The sequence below is a fragment of the Aestuarium zhoushanense genome (genome assembly GCF_056431045.1).
In genome coordinates this window covers 116,583-136,778 of the sequence record NZ_JBWKMA010000004.1, presented here as the reverse complement: position 1 = coordinate 136,778, position 20,196 = coordinate 116,583, and the positions used below count along the sequence as shown (strand labels likewise).

The 20,196-nt window shown below is 56.7% G+C and carries 18 protein-coding genes and 1 tRNA gene; 11 read left to right on the top strand and 8 right to left on the bottom strand.

The features are described from left to right. The first annotated feature begins 85 nt into the window (after positions 1–85). Positions 86–1,219, top strand: coding sequence for a polysaccharide biosynthesis/export family protein (locus tag AC07ED_RS02960; RefSeq protein ID WP_105234503.1), 1,134 nt, complete (start codon positions 86–88; stop codon positions 1,217–1,219). Then, complete coding sequence (locus tag AC07ED_RS02955; protein ID WP_105234502.1) at positions 1,219–3,252, top strand: capsular polysaccharide biosynthesis protein; 2,034 nt, start codon at positions 1,219–1,221, stop codon at positions 3,250–3,252. The genes AC07ED_RS02960 and AC07ED_RS02955 overlap by 1 nt, the downstream gene beginning before the upstream one ends. Here AC07ED_RS02955 and ribD read toward each other — a convergent pair. The 6 genes from ribD to dnaG form a co-directional block, all read right to left on the bottom strand. Then, positions 3,249–4,319, bottom strand: coding sequence for a bifunctional diaminohydroxyphosphoribosylaminopyrimidine deaminase/5-amino-6-(5-phosphoribosylamino)uracil reductase RibD (ribD, locus tag AC07ED_RS02950; protein WP_105234501.1), 1,071 nt, complete (start codon positions 4,317–4,319; stop codon positions 3,249–3,251). The genes AC07ED_RS02955 and ribD overlap by 4 nt on opposite strands. A 23-nt stretch (positions 4,320–4,342) precedes the next feature. Continuing rightward, the gene (gene nrdR / locus AC07ED_RS02945) at positions 4,343–4,810 is read right to left on the bottom strand and encodes a transcriptional regulator NrdR (protein WP_067551134.1); all 468 of its coding nucleotides are present in this window, start codon (positions 4,808–4,810) and stop codon (positions 4,343–4,345) included. Positions 4,811–4,925: 115 nt separating this feature from the next. Continuing rightward, a complete protein-coding gene (locus AC07ED_RS02940) occupies positions 4,926–5,348 on the bottom strand; it encodes a secondary thiamine-phosphate synthase enzyme YjbQ (RefSeq protein ID WP_105234500.1) in 423 nt (140 codons plus the stop codon). Between the two features lie 13 nt (positions 5,349–5,361). Next, a complete protein-coding gene (locus tag AC07ED_RS02935; RefSeq protein ID WP_105234499.1) occupies positions 5,362–5,574 on the bottom strand; it encodes a hypothetical protein in 213 nt (70 codons plus the stop codon). Between the two features lie 46 nt (positions 5,575–5,620). After that, on the bottom strand, positions 5,621–7,603 hold the full coding sequence (gene rpoD / locus AC07ED_RS02930) for an RNA polymerase sigma factor RpoD (RefSeq protein WP_105234498.1): 1,983 nt from the start codon (positions 7,601–7,603) through the stop codon (positions 5,621–5,623). Positions 7,604–7,711: 108 nt separating this feature from the next. After that, positions 7,712–9,673: a DNA primase gene (gene dnaG / locus AC07ED_RS02925; RefSeq protein ID WP_105234497.1), complete on the bottom strand. Its 1,962-nt coding sequence runs from the start codon at positions 9,671–9,673 to the stop codon at positions 7,712–7,714. A gap of 440 nt (positions 9,674–10,113) precedes the next feature. Between dnaG and AC07ED_RS02920 the strand changes: the two genes are divergently transcribed. From AC07ED_RS02920 to AC07ED_RS02905, 4 genes are all read left to right on the top strand, one after another. Then, positions 10,114–11,568 carry a TadE/TadG family type IV pilus assembly protein gene (locus AC07ED_RS02920; RefSeq protein WP_105234496.1) on the top strand — a complete coding sequence of 485 codons (1,455 nt, stop codon included), beginning with the start codon at positions 10,114–10,116 and terminating at the stop codon, positions 11,566–11,568. Then, the gene (locus AC07ED_RS02915) at positions 11,568–12,122 is read left to right on the top strand and encodes a TadE/TadG family type IV pilus assembly protein (RefSeq protein WP_105234495.1); all 555 of its coding nucleotides are present in this window, start codon (positions 11,568–11,570) and stop codon (positions 12,120–12,122) included. The genes AC07ED_RS02920 and AC07ED_RS02915 overlap by 1 nt, the downstream gene beginning before the upstream one ends. 2 nt (positions 12,123–12,124) lie before the next feature. After that, positions 12,125–12,694 carry a hypothetical protein gene (locus AC07ED_RS02910; protein WP_158664485.1) on the top strand — a complete coding sequence of 190 codons (570 nt, stop codon included), beginning with the start codon at positions 12,125–12,127 and terminating at the stop codon, positions 12,692–12,694. Positions 12,695–12,785: 91 nt separating this feature from the next. Continuing rightward, the gene (locus tag AC07ED_RS02905) at positions 12,786–13,697 is read left to right on the top strand and encodes a pirin family protein (RefSeq protein ID WP_105234493.1); all 912 of its coding nucleotides are present in this window, start codon (positions 12,786–12,788) and stop codon (positions 13,695–13,697) included. Positions 13,698–13,713: 16 nt separating this feature from the next. On the opposite strand, the gene AC07ED_RS02900 is transcribed toward AC07ED_RS02905, so the two are convergent. Further along, entirely contained in the window at positions 13,714–14,301 is a 588-nt protein-coding gene (locus AC07ED_RS02900) for a TetR/AcrR family transcriptional regulator (RefSeq protein ID WP_105234492.1), read from the bottom strand. Between the two features lie 107 nt (positions 14,302–14,408). Between AC07ED_RS02900 and AC07ED_RS02895 the strand changes: the two genes are divergently transcribed. The 5 genes from AC07ED_RS02895 (at position 14,409) to AC07ED_RS02875 (ending at position 19,113) form a co-directional block, all read left to right on the top strand. Beyond that, positions 14,409–14,648: a hypothetical protein gene (locus tag AC07ED_RS02895; RefSeq protein ID WP_105234491.1), complete on the top strand. Its 240-nt coding sequence runs from the start codon at positions 14,409–14,411 to the stop codon at positions 14,646–14,648. Positions 14,649–14,721: 73 nt separating this feature from the next. Then, positions 14,722–16,008 carry a homoserine dehydrogenase gene (locus AC07ED_RS02890; protein WP_105234490.1) on the top strand — a complete coding sequence of 429 codons (1,287 nt, stop codon included), beginning with the start codon at positions 14,722–14,724 and terminating at the stop codon, positions 16,006–16,008. Positions 16,009–16,184: 176 nt separating this feature from the next. After that, positions 16,185–17,147 carry a class II fructose-bisphosphatase gene (gene glpX, locus AC07ED_RS02885; RefSeq protein ID WP_105234489.1) on the top strand — a complete coding sequence of 321 codons (963 nt, stop codon included), beginning with the start codon at positions 16,185–16,187 and terminating at the stop codon, positions 17,145–17,147. A gap of 78 nt (positions 17,148–17,225) precedes the next feature. Beyond that, positions 17,226–18,974 carry a single-stranded-DNA-specific exonuclease RecJ gene (recJ, locus tag AC07ED_RS02880; protein WP_105234488.1) on the top strand — a complete coding sequence of 583 codons (1,749 nt, stop codon included), beginning with the start codon at positions 17,226–17,228 and terminating at the stop codon, positions 18,972–18,974. Between the two features lie 64 nt (positions 18,975–19,038). Further along, positions 19,039–19,113: transfer RNA gene (locus AC07ED_RS02875), tRNA-Glu, on the top strand. A gap of 16 nt (positions 19,114–19,129) precedes the next feature. On the opposite strand, the gene AC07ED_RS02870 is transcribed toward AC07ED_RS02875, so the two are convergent. Further along, on the bottom strand, positions 19,130–20,125 hold the full coding sequence (locus AC07ED_RS02870; protein WP_478241796.1) for an NAD(P)-dependent oxidoreductase: 996 nt from the start codon (positions 20,123–20,125) through the stop codon (positions 19,130–19,132). Positions 20,126–20,196: the final 71 nt, after the last annotated feature.

The following is a 20,196-nucleotide window of genomic DNA, read 5'->3' as shown; positions in this document are numbered from 1 at the left end:
GTTGCAGACTGGATTTTATTCACAGACTTCGGTAACTTACTCTCAAAACTTGAGGCAGATAATAATAGGTCGAGGAGACCGAGCAGTGAGCACCCTAAGTTTGCGCCTTGCCCGAGGTGCGGCACTTATCGCCGCATGTTCCCTTTTGGGAGCCTGTGGTTTGCCGCGTTCTGGCCCAAATAAAGCTGAAATTTTCGCGGGTTCCGTCATGCGCGAAGGAGATGCCTTTGTGCTGATCGTCGATGACCGCGTTAACCGCATTGCAAGCGTTTCGCCCGCGCTCGGATTTTCGAGCTCACTTGAAAACGCCGCGATCCTAGGGTCCGACGTCATCAGCGCAGGCGATGTTCTCGGTCTGACGATCTGGGAAAACGTCGATGATGGCCTTTTGGTGCCCCAAGGACAAAACGCAACCGTTCTGAACGAACTTCAAGTTGATGGCGCTGGCTTTATCTACGTGCCCTACGCGGGCCGCGTTCGCGCTGCTGGCAACTCGCCAGAACGTATCCGTCAGATCATCACCGAAAAGCTCGCAGAGCAGACACCAGAACCCCAAGTTCAGGTGCGTCGTCTGGCTGGTGACGGTGCAACTGTGACCGTTTCGGGCCGCGTCGGCGGCCAAGGGGTCTACCCGATTGAACGCCCGACCCGCACGCTCTCATCAATGATCGCTGCCGCAGGTGGCGTTGCCATCCAGCCTGAAATCGCACAGATCACCGTGATCCGCGGCGAGGCCAGCGGTACCATCTGGTACGAAGACCTCTTTGATCACCCAGCAGCGGACATCGCATTGCGCGCTGGCGACCAGATCTACGTCAAAGAAGACAGCCGAACCTTTACCGCACTTGGCGCGACAGGCAGTCAAAGCCGCGTTCCGTTCGAATCCAAAGCTATCTCTGCGATTGAGGCCTTGGCGACGGTCGGCGGCTTGCAAACCGCTGCGGCCGACCCAACTGGCGTCTTTGTGTTCCGCAACGAACCCGCCGAAATCGCGAACCAGCTTTTGGCTCGGACCGATTTGGTCGGCACTCAGCGTGTCGTCTACGTTCTGGACCTGACCCAACCGAATGGCATGTTCATGGCTCGCGACTTTGCGATCCGTGATGGCGACACCGTCTACGTCACCGAAGCGCCCTTCGTTCAGTTCAACAAGGCTATTGCGGCAGCGACAGGCTCGCTCACCGCAGCCGACACCGCGCGCTCTGCGTTCACGCAGTAATGCACGCGCCCGATTGGACACCCACCGCCGCAGGGGACACCTTGCGGCGGCTTTTTGTCTACAACGGCGGGTTTTTCACCCAAAAACGCGTCAGACGTATTCTGCAGTTGGCAGGTTACGACATCAGCCTCGGCAAACCGTCAGAGGGTGATCTGGTCGGCGTCTGGGGGCAAAGCCCAACTGCCCCGCGTGGCGAGGCCATTGCTACCCGCACAGATACTCCCATCATCCGTGTTGAGGATGCGTTCCTGCGCTCAATCCATCCAGGTCGTGATGGTGAACCGCCGCTCGGCCTCTGCATTGATGACCTCGGCATTCATTTCGATCCCGAACAACCATCGCGGCTGGAACGGATTTTGGCGGAACATCCTCTCGATGACACGGCCTTATTGAACCGTGCAAGGGCGGGTATAGAACGAATACGCGGTAATGAGCTGTCGAAGTACAACGCTTTCGATCTGACGCTCTCTGCGCCAGAGCCAGGCTATGTTCTGGTCATTGATCAGACCACTGGCGACGCAAGCGTCACCGCCAGCCGCGCGAACCGTCACACATTCCAAGAGATGTTGTTTCAGGCCCGCGAGGATCACCCCAACGCGCGCATCCTCATTAAGACCCACCCAGAAACGGCGGCAGGGCATCGGGGTGGACACTTCCGTCCCGACGATTGCCGGGACGGGATGGAGCTATACGACGCGCCCGTTTCGCCGTGGGCGCTACTGGATGGGGCGATCGCCGTTTATACAGTGTCCTCACAGCTTGGGTTCGAGGCGATCTTGGCGGGTCACCGCCCGCAAGTCTTTGGTCAACCGTTCTATGCGGGCTGGGGCCTGACGGACGATCATACGCCGTTTTACCGGAGGCAAAGGCGTCTCACGCGGGCACAGCTTTTTGCCGCTGCCATGATCCTTTATCCGATTTGGTTTGATCCCTACCGCAATCGGCTTTGTTCGTTTGAAGATGCCCTGACCACGCTGGAAGCCGAAGTTCGCGCCTATCGCGAAGATGGTCAAGGCTGGGTCGCGGCAGGCATGCGCTTATGGAAGCGCGGACCGCTGCAGAAGGCTTTTGGTCTGCACAAGCCATTGATCTTCAATTCCAACGCCCCTGTCCGTGCGGCACAAAAATCAGGCCGTCCGCTGATGGTCTGGGCAGGGAAAACCACTCCCGACTTAGACGCTGCAGGCGCTGTGCGTGTCGAGGATGGGTTCATTCGGTCCCGTGGACTGGGCGCGGCCCTTACCCCCCCGCTCAGCCTCGTTCTGGATGATCAGGGGATTTACTATGATCCGAGCCGTCCATCGCGGCTCGATGCCGTTATTAATACGACCGCTCTAAATGATGAACAGCGTCGCCGCGCAGACGCCCTCATTGCGCGGCTCACCTCTGACGGTGTCAGCAAATATAATTTGAACGGCACTGCGCTGCCTACTGACCTGCCAGCAGGACGGCGCATCCTCGTTCCAGGACAGGTCGAAGACGACGCATCAATTCGATTGGGCGCGGGCGATATCAACACCAATCGCGCTTTACTGAGCGCCGTTCGTGCCGCCAATCCCGACGCCGTGATCCTCTATAAACCGCATCCAGATGTGGAGGCGGGATTGCGCGTTGGGCAGGTTTCAGACGCCGAATGTTTTGCTGATGTGGTTCTATCTGGCATCGACACCGTGACCGCGATTGAAGCCGTAGATGAGGTTTGGACCATGACCTCGACGCTCGGGTTTGAGGCATTACTAAGAGGCAAACGCGTCGTCACCTTTGGCCAGCCATTTTACGCAAGCTGGGGCCTTACCCAAGATCGCGGAATGCCTATCGCGCACCGCATTGCGCGCCCCGACTTGGCAACCTTTGTCCATTGCTGCCTGATCGACTACCCCCGCTATTTCGATCCCGTGACAGGACGCCCCTGCCCTGTCGAGGTTGCCCTCGACCGCATCAAGGACGATACGGTCACGACCAGCAGTGCAGGTCTAAGGGCGTTATCGAAATTACAGGGGCTATTGGCGAGCTATGCGCATTTGTGGCGCTAAGCCCGACGCGACCAGCGGCTCATGACGTCAGCGCCGACTTGGGTCACTTCGATCAAGTCAAAGCGCGGGGCATCTGACAGAGTATCAATGCCCATCGCCGCCAAAGCTGGCATGCCTTCAGCACCGATGCCCATACCCGCAGAAAAGACGATCAACTCGTCGACCACATCCGCCAACAGGAGCGATGCGGCCAAGGTGCCGCCCCCTTCGCAGAACACGCGGGTCAATCCGTTTTCGGCCAGTGCGGAAAGAGCCGACGTCACGGATACCCGCCCCTGTTCGACCTTGCACGGCAAAATCTTCACGCCCGCATCATGCCACGGGGCAAGCCGCGATGTGGCGTCTTCTCCGTGGCACAGCCATACAGGAAAATCCTTGGCGGTGCGGGTCAGGTCACAATCGTCTGGCAGGTCCATACGTCGCGAAACCACGACGCGGACAGGCTGAACCGACACGCCCATATCCCGAACGGTCAAAGACGGGTCATCAGCGCGGACAGTCCCTGCCCCAACCATCACCGCATCATGCCGCGCACGCTGCGCATGCACCATCCGACGGGCCTCGAGACCAGTGATCCACTTACTCTCACCCGTCGCCGTCGCAATCCGTCCATCCAGCGTGCAGGCCAGTTTCAGCGTAACCCAAGGCCTCGATTGAGTAATTCGGCTAAAGAACCCGGCATGATCACGGCGGGCCTCTGCCTCACAGACGCCCGTTGTGACCTCGATCCCAGCAGATTTTAGAATATCAATTCCGCGACCCGCGACACGGGGGTCTGGGTCGGTGCATGCAACAACGACCCGCGCAATCCCCGCTTCGACCAAGGCATTCGCGCAAGGCGGCGTTTTACCGTGATGTGCGCAGGGTTCTAGGCTGACATAGGCGGTCGCGCCGCGTGCTCTGTCACCCGCTTGGGCGATTGCTACGGTTTCTGCATGAGGACGCCCGCCATCGGCAGTTCGACCACGACCAACGATTATGCCGTCATTTACCAGAACGCATCCGACCGCGGGGTTCGGCCAGACACGCCCCATCCCACGCCGCCCCAAGGACAGCGCGAGACGCATGTATCTTTCGTCGTTATCTGGCGTCACTTTTCAGGCGAAGTCGCAGGACGCAGTTCGTCGATGAACTTGTCAAAGTCGTCCGCAGCCTGGAAGTTCTTGTAAACGCTGGCAAAACGCACGTAGGCGACAGTGTCGATCCGCGCGAGGCTCTCCATCACGATCTCGCCGATGATTTTCGACGAAATGTCTGTTTCGCCCATGCTCTCCAGTCGGCGCACGATGCCAGAGATCATCTGGTCCATACGTTCTGGCTCAACCGGGCGTTTTTGCAGCGCGATACGGATCGATCGTTCTAGTTTATCGCGATCAAAGTCCTCACGGCGACCGTTGGATTTGATGACGACCAGATCGCGCAGCTGCACGCGTTCATAGGTGGTAAAACGCCCGCCGCAGGCTGGGCAGAACCGACGACGACGGATCGCAACGTGATCCTCTGCCGGTCGGCTATCTTTTACTTGAGTGTCGACGTTTCCACAAAACGGGCAACGCATGGGCCTGTCCTCTTACCGCTCATTCTAGGGTTAATCCCTAGTTATCCACAGGCACTATAGGACCGATAACTAGATTTGGGTAGAGTCAATTTAGACACACCAGATGATGTGGCGATTAGGACTCACCTAAAAATTGCGCAACAACGCGACGATCATGGGGCCGATCTCGATGTTCGAACAGATATATCCCCTGCCACGTCCCCAACATCGGCACGCCTGCGATAACTGGAATGCTGATCGAGACAGGCATCAAGGCCGCCTTGATATGCGCTGGCATGTCGTCCGGCCCCTCGTAGGTGTGCGTGAGATAAGACATCGTTGAATGCGTTGTCGGCGGCACCAGCCGCGCGAAGAACACTTTGAGGTCCGTTTGCACCTCGGGGTCGGCGTTCTCTTGGATCAAGATCGAACAGGAGGTGTGCTGAACAAAGAGCGTCAGAAGCCCATCACCTTGACCATGGCACCAGCGTTTTACGTACGGCGTGAATTCGTAGAGGCCCTGCCCGCTGGTCGAAATCTGGAACAAAGTATGGCTCATCTATAGCCCCCTTTTAGACCACAGACTGCGCCCAAGCGCCGATCCCATAGGCAACAACCGTCAACGCCGTCCGTAGGCCATTTATCACGAAAAAGCGCCTATCGTAGGACTTCACGCCAATCGTGCAGATCGTCAGTAGAACCGCAGCAAACGGTAGAATGATCCACGGCGTCACGCCCATAAACCCAAGGATGCCCAGCACAATCAGGATCAAACCACCGATCATATCGCCCCCCTTAGACGAAAAAGGCGCCCCGAAAGGCGCCTCGCTCTTATTGATCCAAGAAGCTGCGCAGCTTGCGCGAGCGGCTCGGGTGTTTGAGTTTCCGCAGCGCCTTGGCTTCGATCTGGCGGATACGTTCGCGGGTCACGCTGAACTGCTGACCTACCTCTTCGAGAGTGTGGTCAGTGTTCATGCCGATACCGAAACGCATACGCAGAACACGCTCTTCGCGCGGGGTCAACGATGCCAGAACGCGGGTCGTGGTCTCTTTCAGGTTTTCCTGAATAGCCGAGTCCAGCGGCAGGATCGCGTTCTTATCCTCGATGAAATCGCCAAGCTGCGAATCTTCTTCGTCACCAATCGGCGTTTCGAGCGAGATCGGTTCCTTAGCGATTTTCATCACCTTGCGAACCTTATCGAGCGGCATTTGCAGCTTTTCTGCCAATTCTTCTGGCGTCGGTTCGCGGCCAATTTCGTGGAGCATCTGGCGGCCGGTGCGGACCAGTTTATTGATCGTTTCGATCATGTGAACTGGAATACGGATGGTGCGTGCTTGGTCAGCGATCGAACGGGTGATTGCCTGACGGATCCACCATGTCGCGTAGGTCGAGAATTTGTAACCACGGCGATATTCGAACTTATCGACCGCTTTCATCAAGCCGATGTTACCTTCCTGAATGAGGTCGAGGAACTGAAGGCCACGGTTGGTGTATTTCTTCGCGATCGAGATAACGAGACGGAGGTTCGCCTCGACCATTTCTTTTTTGGCCTGACGCGCTTCTTTTTCGCCCTTCTGAACCTGCTGAACGATGCGGCGGAATTCCGAGATATCAACACCAACATACTGGCCAACCTGCGCCATCTCAGCACGCAGTTCTTCAACCTTATCGGTGAATTTCTCAACGAACATCTGCCAGCCGCGACCCGGCTTTTCGTTCATGCGATCCATCCAAGTCGGATCGAGTTCAGCGCCTCGGTATTCGTCGATGAATTCGCGACGGTTAATACGCGCTTGGTCGGCGAGTTTAACCATGTTCGAGTCAATCGACATGATGCGGCGATTAATTCCGTACAGCTGGTCGATCAGCGCTTCGATACGGTTGTTGTGAAGGTGAAGCGAGTTCACCAGTTCAACGATTTCCGAACGAAGTTTCTGATACCGATCTTCGTCAGCCTCAGAGAAAGATCCATCCTCATTCAGGGTCGCCGACATACGGGCGTCCTGCATGTCGGACAGGTCAGCAAAGTCGCGTGCGATGATTTCAAGCGTTTCGAGGACGCGCGGTTTGAGCGCGGTTTCCATCGCGGCCAGCGACATGTTGGCCTGTTCGTCATCATCGTCATCGTCGTCAGAGCGGATCGGGTTACCGTCCGCATCGTATTCTTCTTCTTTTTCTTTCGAACCAGCCTCGGACGACACAGCCGAGGTGTCGACGACAGGCTCATCGCCGTCTTCGTCGAGTTGGTTGCCAAATGTGGCCTCAAGGTCGATCACATCACGCAGCAGAATGTCTTCGGACAGAAGTTCGTCGCGCCAAATGGTGATCGCTTGGAATGTCAGCGGGCTTTCGCAGAGCCCGAGGATCATGGTGTTGCGACCAGCCTCGATCCGTTTTGCAATCGCGATCTCGCCTTCGCGGGACAGCAATTCAACGCTGCCCATCTCGCGCAGATACATACGAACAGGGTCGTCCGTGCGGTCCAGCTTTTCGGTTTCACCACCCGAAAGAGCCACGTCACGATTACCACCAACAGCGACCAGATCAGTGCCGCCTGCGTTGTCCTCTGACTCTTCTGATTCTTCTTCTTCGGTGACCTGAATGCCCATTTCAGAGAGCATCGACATCACGTCTTCGATTTGGTCAGAAGAAACCTGATCCGGCGGGAGCACAGCGTTCAGCTGATCGTAGGTGATATACCCACGCTCGCGCGCCTCAGCGATCATCCGTTTAACCGCCGCCTGACTAACGTCCATGGAGATCTCGTCGTCCTTGTCGTCAACCTTGTTGTCGTCGGTATCTTTGGCGGCCATGAAATGCTCCTAAGCGGTTCAGCAAGTCTGTGCTGATTCGGTTTAAGTCGAATCAACGGTTTCGCGGGGTGATTCGCAACCTCTTGGCCACGATTTTTCACCCATTAATTAGGTTCTGGGCTTTTTACGACCCGATTTGGCAGGATCGAGCGATTCGAGCACCTTGAGGAAGTCGTTCCGTTCGTCCTTTGACAATGACAGCCCATTGTCTGCGGTCACCGTTTCCGTCGTGTCGTCGACATCACGCTGCGTTGTGGGATCAACAGCTAGCGCGGATACACCCAACCGCCACGTCAAATCCTCTCTATCTTCAGCCTCAGCAATCTCAACCTGAGCCTCCAAAATTTCCATGGAGTGCCCACGCAAGGCCTCAAGCTTCATGAACTCTTCCTTGACCGAGTTATACGCAAACTCACTATCGCCGGCGCGTCGGATCGCAGGGGTGATCTTTACGTGGCGCTCGGCAAAGAGGCTTTCAAGGGGGCCAGCCCCAATTTGATCTTCGATGCGGTCGCGCAAATCATCTTCACCGACTAACCGCAAAATAGCGTCCCGCAGGGTTCTGTTGCGCTGGTCCTGACATTCCATCCGTTCAAGCTGCATCTCGAACGCAGGCACTTCGGTCGGATTGGCGATCAGAATGGCGAGGATCACCGTCTCACGCAGGTGAATTTGATGATCGTCCCGTTGAACCAACTCTGAACGTTTTGCAGAAGCGCTCGGCGCGATGACGACCGATTTGCCTGGCTGCCATGGTTTGCGCGGCTGGAACGCGGGCCGTCTGTTCGATCCAAACAGTTCATACCGAAGCTCTTTGATCGCTTCGCCATAATGGTGACGGATCGACGAATCTTGGATCAGTCTAATCTTTTCACGGAGGGATTTATCCAAAGCCGCCCGACGTTCGGGACTGTCGAACACCTTCCCGTCCGTTTCGCGTTGCCAGAGCAAACGCACCATCGGCATGGCACCGTCCAGCACCTTTTGAACGGCCCCTGCCCCTTTGGCGCGGATCAGATCGTCAGGATCCATCCCGTCAGGCATCACCGCGAACCGCAGCGATTTACCCGCCTCGAGCACAGGAAGCGCAAGATCAATCACGCGCATCGCAGCACGAATACCTGCCGTATCACCATCAAGCGCAATGATAGGCTCGTCCGCCATGCGCCACATGAGTTGTAACTGGTGATCCGTGACAGCCGTACCTAGGGGCGCAACAGCCCCAGTGAACCCAGCCTCTGACAGGGCAATCACATCCATATAGCCTTCGGCAACGATCAGCGGCTGCCCCTTGCCAGAAGCCTCGCGGGCGTTCTTGTGGTTAAACAGATTGCGCCCTTTGTCGAACAAATCCGTCTCTGGACTGTTGAGGTATTTGGCGTTGTCGTTGGGGTCCATCGCACGACCACCAAAGGCAATTGCCCGCCCGCGCACATCGCGGATCGGGAACATGATCCGATGACGGAAAACGTCATACGGCGCTTTGCCTTTGTCGGAGGGTTTGGCGAGCCCCGCACCGATCAGCAAATCGGGCGAAATCCCTTTGGCGGACATCGCATCGAATAAGTTTTGCCACCCTTGCGGTGCAAAACCAATTTCCCAGCGTTCCTGCGCCGCCTCGGACAGTCCACGTTTCGTCAAATAGGCGCGCGCCTCGGCCGCAGCGCCTGTGCGCAATTGAAGGCGGTAGAACTTTACCGCTTCTTCCATGACCTCGGCCAGTTGGGTCCGATGATCCGCCTTTACCTGAGCACGCGGGTCTCGTTCTGGCATCGGCAACCCAGCTTCACGGGCCAAAATCTCGATCGCCTCCATGAAACTGACGTTTTCCGTTTCTCGAACAAACGAAATCGCGTCGCCTTTGGCGTGGCATCCGAAGCAGTAGTAATAACCCTTGCGGTCATCGACGTGAAACGACGCGCTCTTTTCTTGGTGAAACGGACAGGGCGCCCACATGTCACCCTTGCCTGGGTTGGACTTCTTATTGTCCCACATCACTTTGCGGCCAACCACTTGGGTCAGCGACAGGCGTGTGCGCAATTCATCCAAAAAACCAGGGGGCAGACTCATAATGCCAATATCGGCGCTGGACCCGCGCAAGTCCAGCGGTCGGACGCAGAAGGTTGGGGGTAAGTTTTCCGACGGCGTTATCCGTTTGTTTACAAATTTGCGCCAATCTGGTCGCCGTAAATGCCCGCTTTTGACGGGGATCGCACTCACCGACCCGGTGACGCGACTCATTTATTGCGACTCACTCATATGAATTATCGACCAAACGCGCCTGCACCTAGCGCGTAGCACGTCGGTTTGCCCGCCGACCGCCACATTTCCATCGATTATCAGGAAACAAAGGGCGTTCAGAGACCCAACCGTCCACCCTGACCACACAATAGGACCAAAAGTGGCCAGTTGCTGCCCAAATTCTGCCACTCTCTAAAGGATATAAAGAAAGCCAACAGAGGTGGTAATCCCACCAAAAAGCAGTGAAGCCCCCGAAAGGTCGGTCAATAATGAAGACATTGGAAACACAGACGCAGACGATTGCATCTCGCATCGCCCGCCACCTGCGTAAATTCCAAACCCGTGAAGATGGCACCATGGTCATTTTCGCGGTTTTCATGCTGATCTTGATGCTTCTCGTGACTGGCATGGCCGTAGACTTTATGCGTATTGAATCGACGCGCACCCGCATGCAGGGCACGCTTGACCGCGCGGTTCTGGCCGCTGCTGACCTCGGCCAAACTCTGCCGCGTGAACAAGTTGTCCAAGACTACATGGACAAGGCAGGTCTGGGTGACGCCCTTCAAGGCACGCCAACCGTGACCGAGGGACTGAACTTCCGCGAAGTGTCCGCCGTTGCGCAAGCGACGGTCCCGATGATGTTCTCTGGCCTTGCTAAGATTCTGGATGCCGACGCGACCGTGCATGAATCGATGACCGTTCCTGCCTCTTCTGTCGCCGAAGAACGTGTGTCCAAAGTAGAAATTTCGCTCGTCCTCGACATCTCGGGTTCGATGGAGAGCAACAACCGCATGACCAACTTGCACACGGCGGCGACTGAGTTCGTAAACACCGTTCTAAAGGACGGAAACGAAGACCTCGTATCCGTGTCGCTGATCCCCTATTCCGAACATGTGAATCCTGGGCCAGACCTGTTCAACTTGCTGAACGTCCGCAAGGTTCACAACTATTCGCACTGCATCGAATTCGACAATAGCGCGTTCAGCAGCACAACGCTGAGCATGACGCACCAGTACCAACAGATGCAATATTTCCAATGGAACTATAACGGTAGCTACTACTACGGGAACGATCTATCGGAAACTGTTTGCCCTCGCTGGGACTACGAACGGATCAACCCATGGGAATCCAACCGCACCGAGTTGGTGACGCAGATTAACAACCTCAGAGGCCGCGCTGGTACGTCGATCTTTTTGGGCCTGAAATGGGGCGCTGCCCTGCTCGACCCATCGACCCGGCCTATGCTGACCAGCTTGGTGGGCAGCAACAAAGTAGACAGCAATTTTGCCGGTCGCCCAGCGTCTTACACCGACACCGAAACGGTTAAGTTCATCATTCTGATGACCGACGGCGAAAACTCAACATCCAGCCGTATCCAAAGCTGGGCCTATGACTCTGACAGCGATTACGCACACTGGAGCCGCTATAACTTTAACTGGTATCTCGACAACTACGTGTCGAGCTGGAAACACAATCAATATTCCTATCTTAAATACAACCGTTCGCTCGGCAACGAGTTGATGGACGACATCTGCGACGCCGCCAAAGCCCAAGGCATCGTGATCTGGACCATCGGCTTTGAGATCCCAGACCCCGTCGGCAATCAGGTTTTGGCCGATTGTGCGACCTCACCCAGCCACTTCTTTGACGTGGACGGCATCGAAATTTCGCACGCGTTCTCTGCAATCGCGACCCAAATTAACAATCTAAAGCTTACACACTAATGAAACGACTGCTTCAAAATCTCTGGTCTGGCCTGATGCGCCCGCTTTCGCGGTTCGCACGGGATGACCGTGGGACAGCTACAGTTGAATTCGCGCTTATTTTTCCTGTCTATATCGTCCTTTTGTTATCAGCGTTTGAATCCGGCATGTTGATGACCCGCCAAGTCATGCTTGAACGTGGGCTAGAAATGGCCATGCGTGACGTGCGGATCGGGGCTATGTCGCCTGTCACCCACAACACGCTAAAGAACGCGATTTGCAACAACGCGGGCATTATTCCGAACTGCGCCGATGCGTTGAAGATCGAGATGCGTCGCGTTGATCTGCTGAATTGGACCAACATTCCTGCCGCTGCGGATTGTATCGACCGTAATGACCCAGCCGCGCCTCTGGTTGCCTTCCAACAAGGTGGCGCCAACCAAATGGTCGTCGTTCGGGCCTGCGCTCTGTTTGATCCGGTATTCCCGACACTTGGTCTGGGCGCACAAATCCCACGCGAAACTGGCAATGAATACGCACTCGTGTCGCGCTCTGCATTCGTGAGGGAACCATGAACATGTCCCATATTTTCCGTCGGTTCAGCGATGACGAACGTGGCAGCATGGCGATCGAGACCGTCCTGATCTTTCCGATCCTGTGCTGGGCTTACCTTGCAACGTTCGTGTATTTCGATGCCTTCCGCATTCAGAGCACAACGAACAAGGCCGCTTACACGATCAGCGATCAAGTAAGCCGTGAGACGGGCTATATCACCCCCAACTACATGACTTCGTTGTATAATCTGCACGAGTTCTTAACCTCGTCCAACCACCCGTCAAAGCTACGGTTGAGCGTTGTTCGGTATACCGACGACAACGGCTATGACGTCCGGTGGTCCCAAGGTCGCGGTGGTGCAGGCACGCTCACCAATGCGGGTCTGGCTGACATTCTGGACAAACTGCCCGTGATGCCGAACAACGAGGTTATCATCGTCCTGCAGAACTGGCTTAGTTACGAGCCGATGTTCAGCGTTGGCCTCAGCGCATTTGAGTTCGAGAACCTGATCGTGACCCGTCCCCGTTTTAACTCAGCTCAGCTTTGCTGGAATTCCCAAGAGAACGGCGGCGTGACGACTGCGACCTGCTAATTGGCGCAGGGGTCCTGTGCAAAGCGGATTGGCTCTGACAGATTGATGGATGCTTTGAGCGGGACTATCTCTTGCTCAAAGGAGATACATCATGTCCATCAGACCCACTCTAGAAGCCCGTCGCGCGACACCCCATATGGAAGGTGCGGGCGTGCGCCTTCACCGTGCCTTTGGTTTCCACGACCCGAGCGAGCTCGACCCGTTTTTGATGTTCGATGATTTTCGTGGCGATCATCCGGATGATTACATCCGAGGTTTTCCCTGGCACCCCCACCGCGGTATCGAAACGATCACTTACGTTCTGAACGGCACCGTCGAACATGGCGACAGCCTCGGGAACACGGGCACTTTGGGCGCGGGTGACGTTCAGTGGATGACCGCTGGATCGGGCATCCTCCACCAAGAGATGCCGAAGGGGAACATCGCGGGCCAAATGCATGGCTTCCAGCTTTGGGCGAACTTGCCGAGTCACCTCAAGATGACCGCGCCCCGCTATCAGGACGTTAAAGGCAAAGAAATCCCCGAAATCATCGACGACGACGGCACCCGCGTCAAAGTCATCATCGGTGAATTCTGGGGCAAACGCGGCCCTGTTGATGGCATCGCGGCTGACCCGCAGTATCTGGATATTTTCGTGCCCGCAGGTGTCCGCAAAACGTTTAAGGTCGACACCTATCGCCGCGCATTTGCCTATGTATTCCAAGGTGCTGGCGCCTTTGCGGATGCGTCAAAACCCGAAGGGGTCCTCCTCGAAAAAGAGGTGATGGGCGAAGAGGTGAACATCCGCGACATGTCAGGCAACCGCACCTTGATCCGCTTTGGCACTGGTGACGAAGTGACTGTGCAGGCGGGCGAAGAAGGCATTCGTTTCCTTCTGATCTCTGGCGCACCGATCGAGGAACCTGTCGCATGGCACGGCCCGATCGTGATGAACACCAAAGAAGAAATCCGTCAGGCCATGGCAGATTTGCGCAATGGCACCTTCATCAAACCCGCCCACTGATGCGGGGATGCGTCGGTCAGGCCGTTACTGACCGACGCACAATACCCCAATAAATCTCTTCGATCTCGCTCAGCGGCAAACGCCCGCCTTCGCGATACCATTGCGGGATTGCGGTCAACATGCCGATCAACGCGATAGAGGTAATACGCGGGTCGGTGATCGTAAAATCGCCGCTTTCCTTGCCCGCCTTCAGGATACCCGCAAGGATCTGCTCGTAATCCCGGCGACGACCTTCAATCACGGCAAAGTTGTCAGGATCGAGGTTCCGCAATTCCATGTAAGAAATGAAAACCTGCTCAACACGCGGAACGTGGAACAGGATGTGAAAGCGAATAAACGCCTCGAGCGCGGACCAAGGCGGGCCAGAAAGATCGACGTCTTTCAGTGACTCCACCAGATCGTCCATATGATCCAGCACGATATCAAACAAGAGGCTCTGTTTGTCGGCGGTGTAATTATACAGTGCGCCAGCTTGCACACCGACCTCAGCTGCAATCTGGCGCATCGACACAGCCGCATAGCCATGCTGCGCAATCAGCTTGAGCGCCGCCTCCCGAACCTTGGGTCCAGTAATGTCTGAATGTGAGCCTTGTTTGCGCGCCATTCGCCAACATTAACTGAACAAATGTTCATTTGAAAAGCCTGATCTGACCTTGCCCCTCAAATGCAACCAGAGGTAAGGTTCGCTGATCACAAACCATTGGATTGGCCATGCGCCTCGTACTCCTTTCGCTTTTGGTGCTTTTGCCTGCCTGCGCAACCTTTCCCGCGCTGGATAAGGCCATCGATCCCGCCGCGGCCAAAGCGGCTTTCCCCGACTTTGTTCCGTTCGAGACATTTGGCACCACGCGCGATGACCAAACCGCCGCAGAAATGGCCGATGACCTAGCCCTTCGCGCAACCGTTCTGCAAAATCGGGCCGAACAATTGCGTAACAGCGCAGTTCAATAGCACCTGCGCGTTGCAGTGACCGCAAGGACGCGGTAACAGCGGGGTGTTCAAAATACAAAAAGCGGAATCCCATATGTCTGACACCCTTCGCCTTGGTATTGCCGGTCTCGGAACGGTCGGTGTTGGCGTCATCCGCATCGTCGAAAAACAGGCGGCACTTCTGGCCCAGCGCACTGGAAAATCGATCGTCGTCAGCGCTGTAAGCGCAAGGTCAAAAGACAAAGATCGCGGCGTCGATCTGTCTGGCTACGCATGGGAAGACGATCCTGTCGCTCTCGCTACTCGCGACGACGTCGACGTTTATGTCGAGCTTATGGGCGGTGAAAATGGCCCCGCAAAAGCATCCATCGAGGCAGCAATTGCCGCTGGCAAAGATGTCGTCACCGCCAACAAGGCGTTGCTGGCACATCACGGCCAGTCCATCGCAGAACAAGCCGAAGCCAATGGCTGCGTCGTGCGCTATGAGGCCGCCGTCGCAGGCGGCATCCCTGTGATTAAAGCCCTGACCGAAGGGTTGGCTGCGAACGGCATCACCCGCGTGATGGGGGTCATGAACGGCACCTGCAACTACATTCTTACCCGCATGGAAGACGCCGGCCTCTCGTACGAAGAGGCCTTTGCCGAAGCGGATGGTTTGGGTTACCTCGAAGCCGATCCGAACTTGGACGTTGGCGGCATTGATGCGGGTCACAAACTGTCGATCCTCTCGGCCATCGCCTTTGGAACACAGGTTGATTTTGACGGTGTCGAACTCGAAGGGATCGGCGCGATCACCATCGAAGACATCCGCAACGCTGCCGACATGGGCTATAAGATCAAACTGCTCGGCGTGACGCAGATGACAGGCCGTGGGCTTGAACAACGCATGTCCCCGTGCCTCGTGCCCGCAACCTCGCCGTTGGGCCAATTGGTTGGCGGCACGAATATGGTCGTCCTTGAAGGCGACGCCGTAGGACAAATCGTCCTTCGCGGCGCTGGTGCTGGCGAAGGCCCAACGGCGAGCGCGGTAATGGGTGATGTTTGTGATATTGCACGTGGTCTGCGCCTCCCGACCTTTGGGCAGCCCGCGAATACGCTGCGGTGTGCGAAATCTGCACGCGCCGCGATCCCTGCTCCCTACTACCTCCGCCTGTCGCTCTTGGACAAACCCGGCGCGATGGCAAAAGTGGCGAGCGTTTTGGGCGATGCGGGCGTATCAATTCACCGTATGCGCCAACATGACCATGATGGCACCCACGCTCCTGTCGTGATTGTCACCCACAAAACCACCCGTCAGGCTGTCGATCAGGCGATCGAAGGCTTTGCTGCGACGGGTGTCGTTTCGGGGGCACCCGTCGCCCTGCGGATCGAACAGGTCTGACCCCAAATTTCAGTTCAAAATGTCAAAGGCAGGGTGAAAACCCTGCCTTTTTTGTATCAGAAAAAAGAAATTTTGAACCAAAGCGATTTTAGCGACTGACTGTTAGCGCCGACAGCCTTGCCCCCATAGGCTTGCCCTGCGTAGATGCACCCGAATGTTACTTGAGGACTTTTGACATGTCGCAGACCACTGAATTCCACGACCGTATGCTGTCGCTCGGGCTTGCCCGCGTATCTGAGGCTGCGGCTCTCGCATCGGCGAAACTGATCGGGCGTGGTGACGAAAAAGCTGCGGACCAAGCCGCTGTAAACGCGATGCGTGATCAGTTGAATAAACTGGACATCAAAGGCGTCGTCGTTATCGGTGAAGGCGAGCGTGACGAAGCTCCGATGCTCTACATCGGTGAAGAAGTGGGCACGGGCGAAGGCCCCGCGGTAGATATCGCGCTTGACCCACTCGAAGGCACGACCCTTACGGCAAAAGATATGCCCAACGCCCTGACCGTCATTGCGATGGGTCCGCGCGGCTCGATGTTGCACGCCCCTGACGTTTACATGGAAAAGCTCGCCATTGGACCGGGTTTCAAAGCGGGCGTCGTGACCATGGACATGTCCCCATCCGAGCGCGTTTCTGCACTGGCCGCCGCCAAAGGCTGTTCGACCGAAGACATCACCGTTTGCGTTCTCGAACGTCCGCGCCATGACGAAATGATCGCAGAACTGCGCACCACTGGCGCAGCAATTCGCCTGATCACGGACGGCGACGTTGCAGGCGTTATGCACTGCGCGGAACCCGAAAAGACAGGGATCGACATGTATATGGGTTCTGGCGGCGCACCCGAGGGAGTTCTCGCTGCTGCGGCACTGAAATGCATGGGCGGCCAGTTCTTTGGTAAACTGTTGTTCCGCAATGACGATGAACGTGGCCGCGCCGCCAAAGCAGGCATCACCAACTTTGACCGCGTCTACACCCGCGATGATCTGGTCAAAGGCGACGTGATCTTTGCAGCGACGGGCGTGACCGACGGCAGCCTCTTGGCTGGGATCAAACGCGAACCGGGATATTTGACCGCTGAAACAATCCTGATGCGCTCCAAAACGGGCTCGGTCCGTCGGATGACCTACACCAACCCCATCTAAACCTTGATCCGGCCAGAGCATCGCTCTGGCCCTTTTCATATCATTGCGCCGCTTTGCTCTCTGGGCGATAAGCGAGGCATGAAAGCATTTCTCAACGTCGAACAGTCCGCAACGGGTCGCCGCTGGATTGGCCCCAGCATCCAAGAAGACCGCCTTGCCGAAGCGATGGAACAGGCGACAGGCCTGCCCGCTCCGGTTTGTCGGACATTGGCGCGCCGTGGCGTTGAACCGCATGAAGCTGACAGTTTTCTGGCGCCGACGTTGCGCGATCTTCTCCCCGATCCGCTGACCTTGCTCGACATGGAAAAGGCGTCCGAACGCTTTATCGCTGCGCTCGACCGCCGAGAAAAGATTGCCGTTTTTGCTGATTACGACGTGGATGGCGGCACCTCTGCCGCGCTCCTTCTGACGTGGTTAAAGGCTATGGGACACCGAGCGACGCTCTATATTCCCGACCGCATTGATGAGGGCTATGGCCCAAATGAGCCCGCGATGGAAGCGCTCGCCAAGGATCACGACCTGATCATTTGCGTTGACTGCGGCACCCTCTCGCATGGTCCAATTGCCGCCGCAAAGGGCGCGGATGTGATGGTCCTCGACCACCACTTGGGCGCGGAAACCCTGCCCGACTGTGTCGCCGTCGTGAACCCCAACCGCCAAGATGAAACGGGCGAACTGGCGCATCTCTGTGCTGCGGGTGTCGTGTTCATGATGCTTGTCGATGTAAACCGCCGCCTGCGGGCAAAGGGCATTACAGGGCCGAACCTGATGTCATTCCTAGACCTCGTCGCATTGGCGACGGTTGCGGACGTGGCCCCGCTGATCGGCGTGAACCGTGCGTTTGTTCGTCAAGGCCTCGCCGTTATGGCGCAACGCGATCGCATCGGCCTAACAGCATTGGCGGATGTCGCTGGTATGGACAGCGCACCGACGTCCTATCACCTCGGTTTTCTCCTTGGCCCTCGCGTCAACGCGGGCGGTCGCATTGGCGCTGCTGATCTGGGCGCGCGCCTTTTGGCGACAGATGACCCGCGTGAGGCGGAAAGCCTTGCCAAACAACTGGACCAGCTGAACCGAGAACGCCGCGAAATCGAAAACGAAGTGCGTGATCTGGCGCTGTTGCAGGCCGAAGAGCGAGGGTTTGATAGCCCTCTGGTTTGGGCCGCGGGCGAAGGCTGGCATCCGGGCGTCGTCGGCATCGTGGCAAGCCGTCTCAAAGAAGCCACCAACCGCCCGTCCATCGTGATTGGTTTTGACGGCGACATTGGCAAAGGTTCTGGCCGTTCGGTGACGGGTATCGACCTCGGTGCGTCGATCCAAAAGCTTGCCATGGAAGGGCTACTGATCAAGGGCGGCGGCCACAAAATGGCGGCGGGCCTGACGGTGCATCGGGATAAACTCGATGCTGCGATGGAACGGCTGGCCGAACTTATGGCGCGCCAAGGTGCTGATCGCTTGGGACCCGCTGACCTACGGCTCGATGGCATCCTCATGCCCGGTGCTGCCACGGTTGAATTGGTTGAACAGATCGAAAAGGCTGGACCGTTCGGCGCATCGGCCTCTGCCCCTCGGTTCGTTTTCCCGGACGTGCAAATCCATTTCGCGAAACGAGTCGGCGCAAATCACCTAAAGGCCACATTCGGCGACGGGCTTGGCGCACGAATCGATGCGATTGCCTTTGGCGCGTTTGATGGCCCGATCGGACCGATGATCGAGGCCCACAACGGCGCGCGGTTCCACCTTGCTGGGCGGTTAGAAATCAATATTTGGCAAGGCAGACAGAGCGTTCAGCTCCGTCTCGAAGACGCTGCACCCGCTGGGAAATAATTTTTTACAAAAGCCTCTTGCGGGCGGTTCACACAATACGTAAAAGCCGCCTCACGCACAGAGTGGCCCGTTCGTCTATCGGTTAGGACGCCAGGTTTTCAACCTGGAAAGAGGGGTTCGATTCCCCTACGGGCTGCCACTTTTCCCCAGCATTGTTATCGTCCCCTAGGGAAAACCTCGTAGCCTGCTTCTTCGGGTTCGTCGTCGATGAGTTCGCGTGGGAACCCATCAGCCAGAACGCTCAGCCCCGTGGCCTCTTCTAGACGTTCAATGATCCGATCCGATTGAGCGCGATCGCCAAACCGTCGCTGACCGTCGCTCATAATGTCGATCATCAGTGGTGAAATTTCGAGCGGCACACCGTGGTCGTCCGCTATTTTCTGGAACAAGCCGATGTCCTTTTGGACGAGGTCCATAGTGAAGTTCACATCCCGCGATCCCGACAAGATCAGCTGGCTTTCCGTTTCATGGACAAAGCTGGTGCCTGACGAAATCTTAATCGCCTCATAGGTCGTCGCCATATCCAGCCCAGCGGCCTTCATTGTGATCAACGCCTCACAGCAGGTCAAAAGGTTCGCCGTGGCGAGGTAGTTCGTCATCACTTTCAACAACGACGCGGACCCCAATTCGCCCGTGTGCAGCACCCGACGACCCAATGTGGTGGTCAGCGGGAGAACCTTGTCAAAGGCGGCGCGATCCCCGCCCACAAAGATCGAGATGTTGCCGGTATCCGCGCGATGGCACCCGCCCGACACGGGACATTCGACCGCATAGGCGTCCTTTGACTGAACGATCTGGGCAATCCGTTTGAGTTCATCCGCATCGGTCGTGGACATTTCCATCCAAACCTTGCCCGCAGACAGCCCCGCAATCACGCCATTGTCGGCCTCCATCACGACGGAACAGGCTTTAGGCGACGGCAAACAGGTGATCACCACGTCGCAGATTTCGGCCATCTCTTTCGGACTATCGGCCCACGATGCGCCACGCTGTTCATACGCCTCTTTCAGATCGCTATTGAGGTCATGAACGACGGTATCAAACCCGTTGCGGATCAAACTCCCCGCTAGTTTTCCACCAACATTTCCTAAACCGATAAAACCGACTTTCATTGCGTCACCCTCATATTTTGGTGTTTTCACCTCTGGCATGGCAGGGTGGTTCTTTGGCGCCAGCGTTTCACAGTTATTTTGATCTGTCAGTTTATTTCGAAGGGATATCT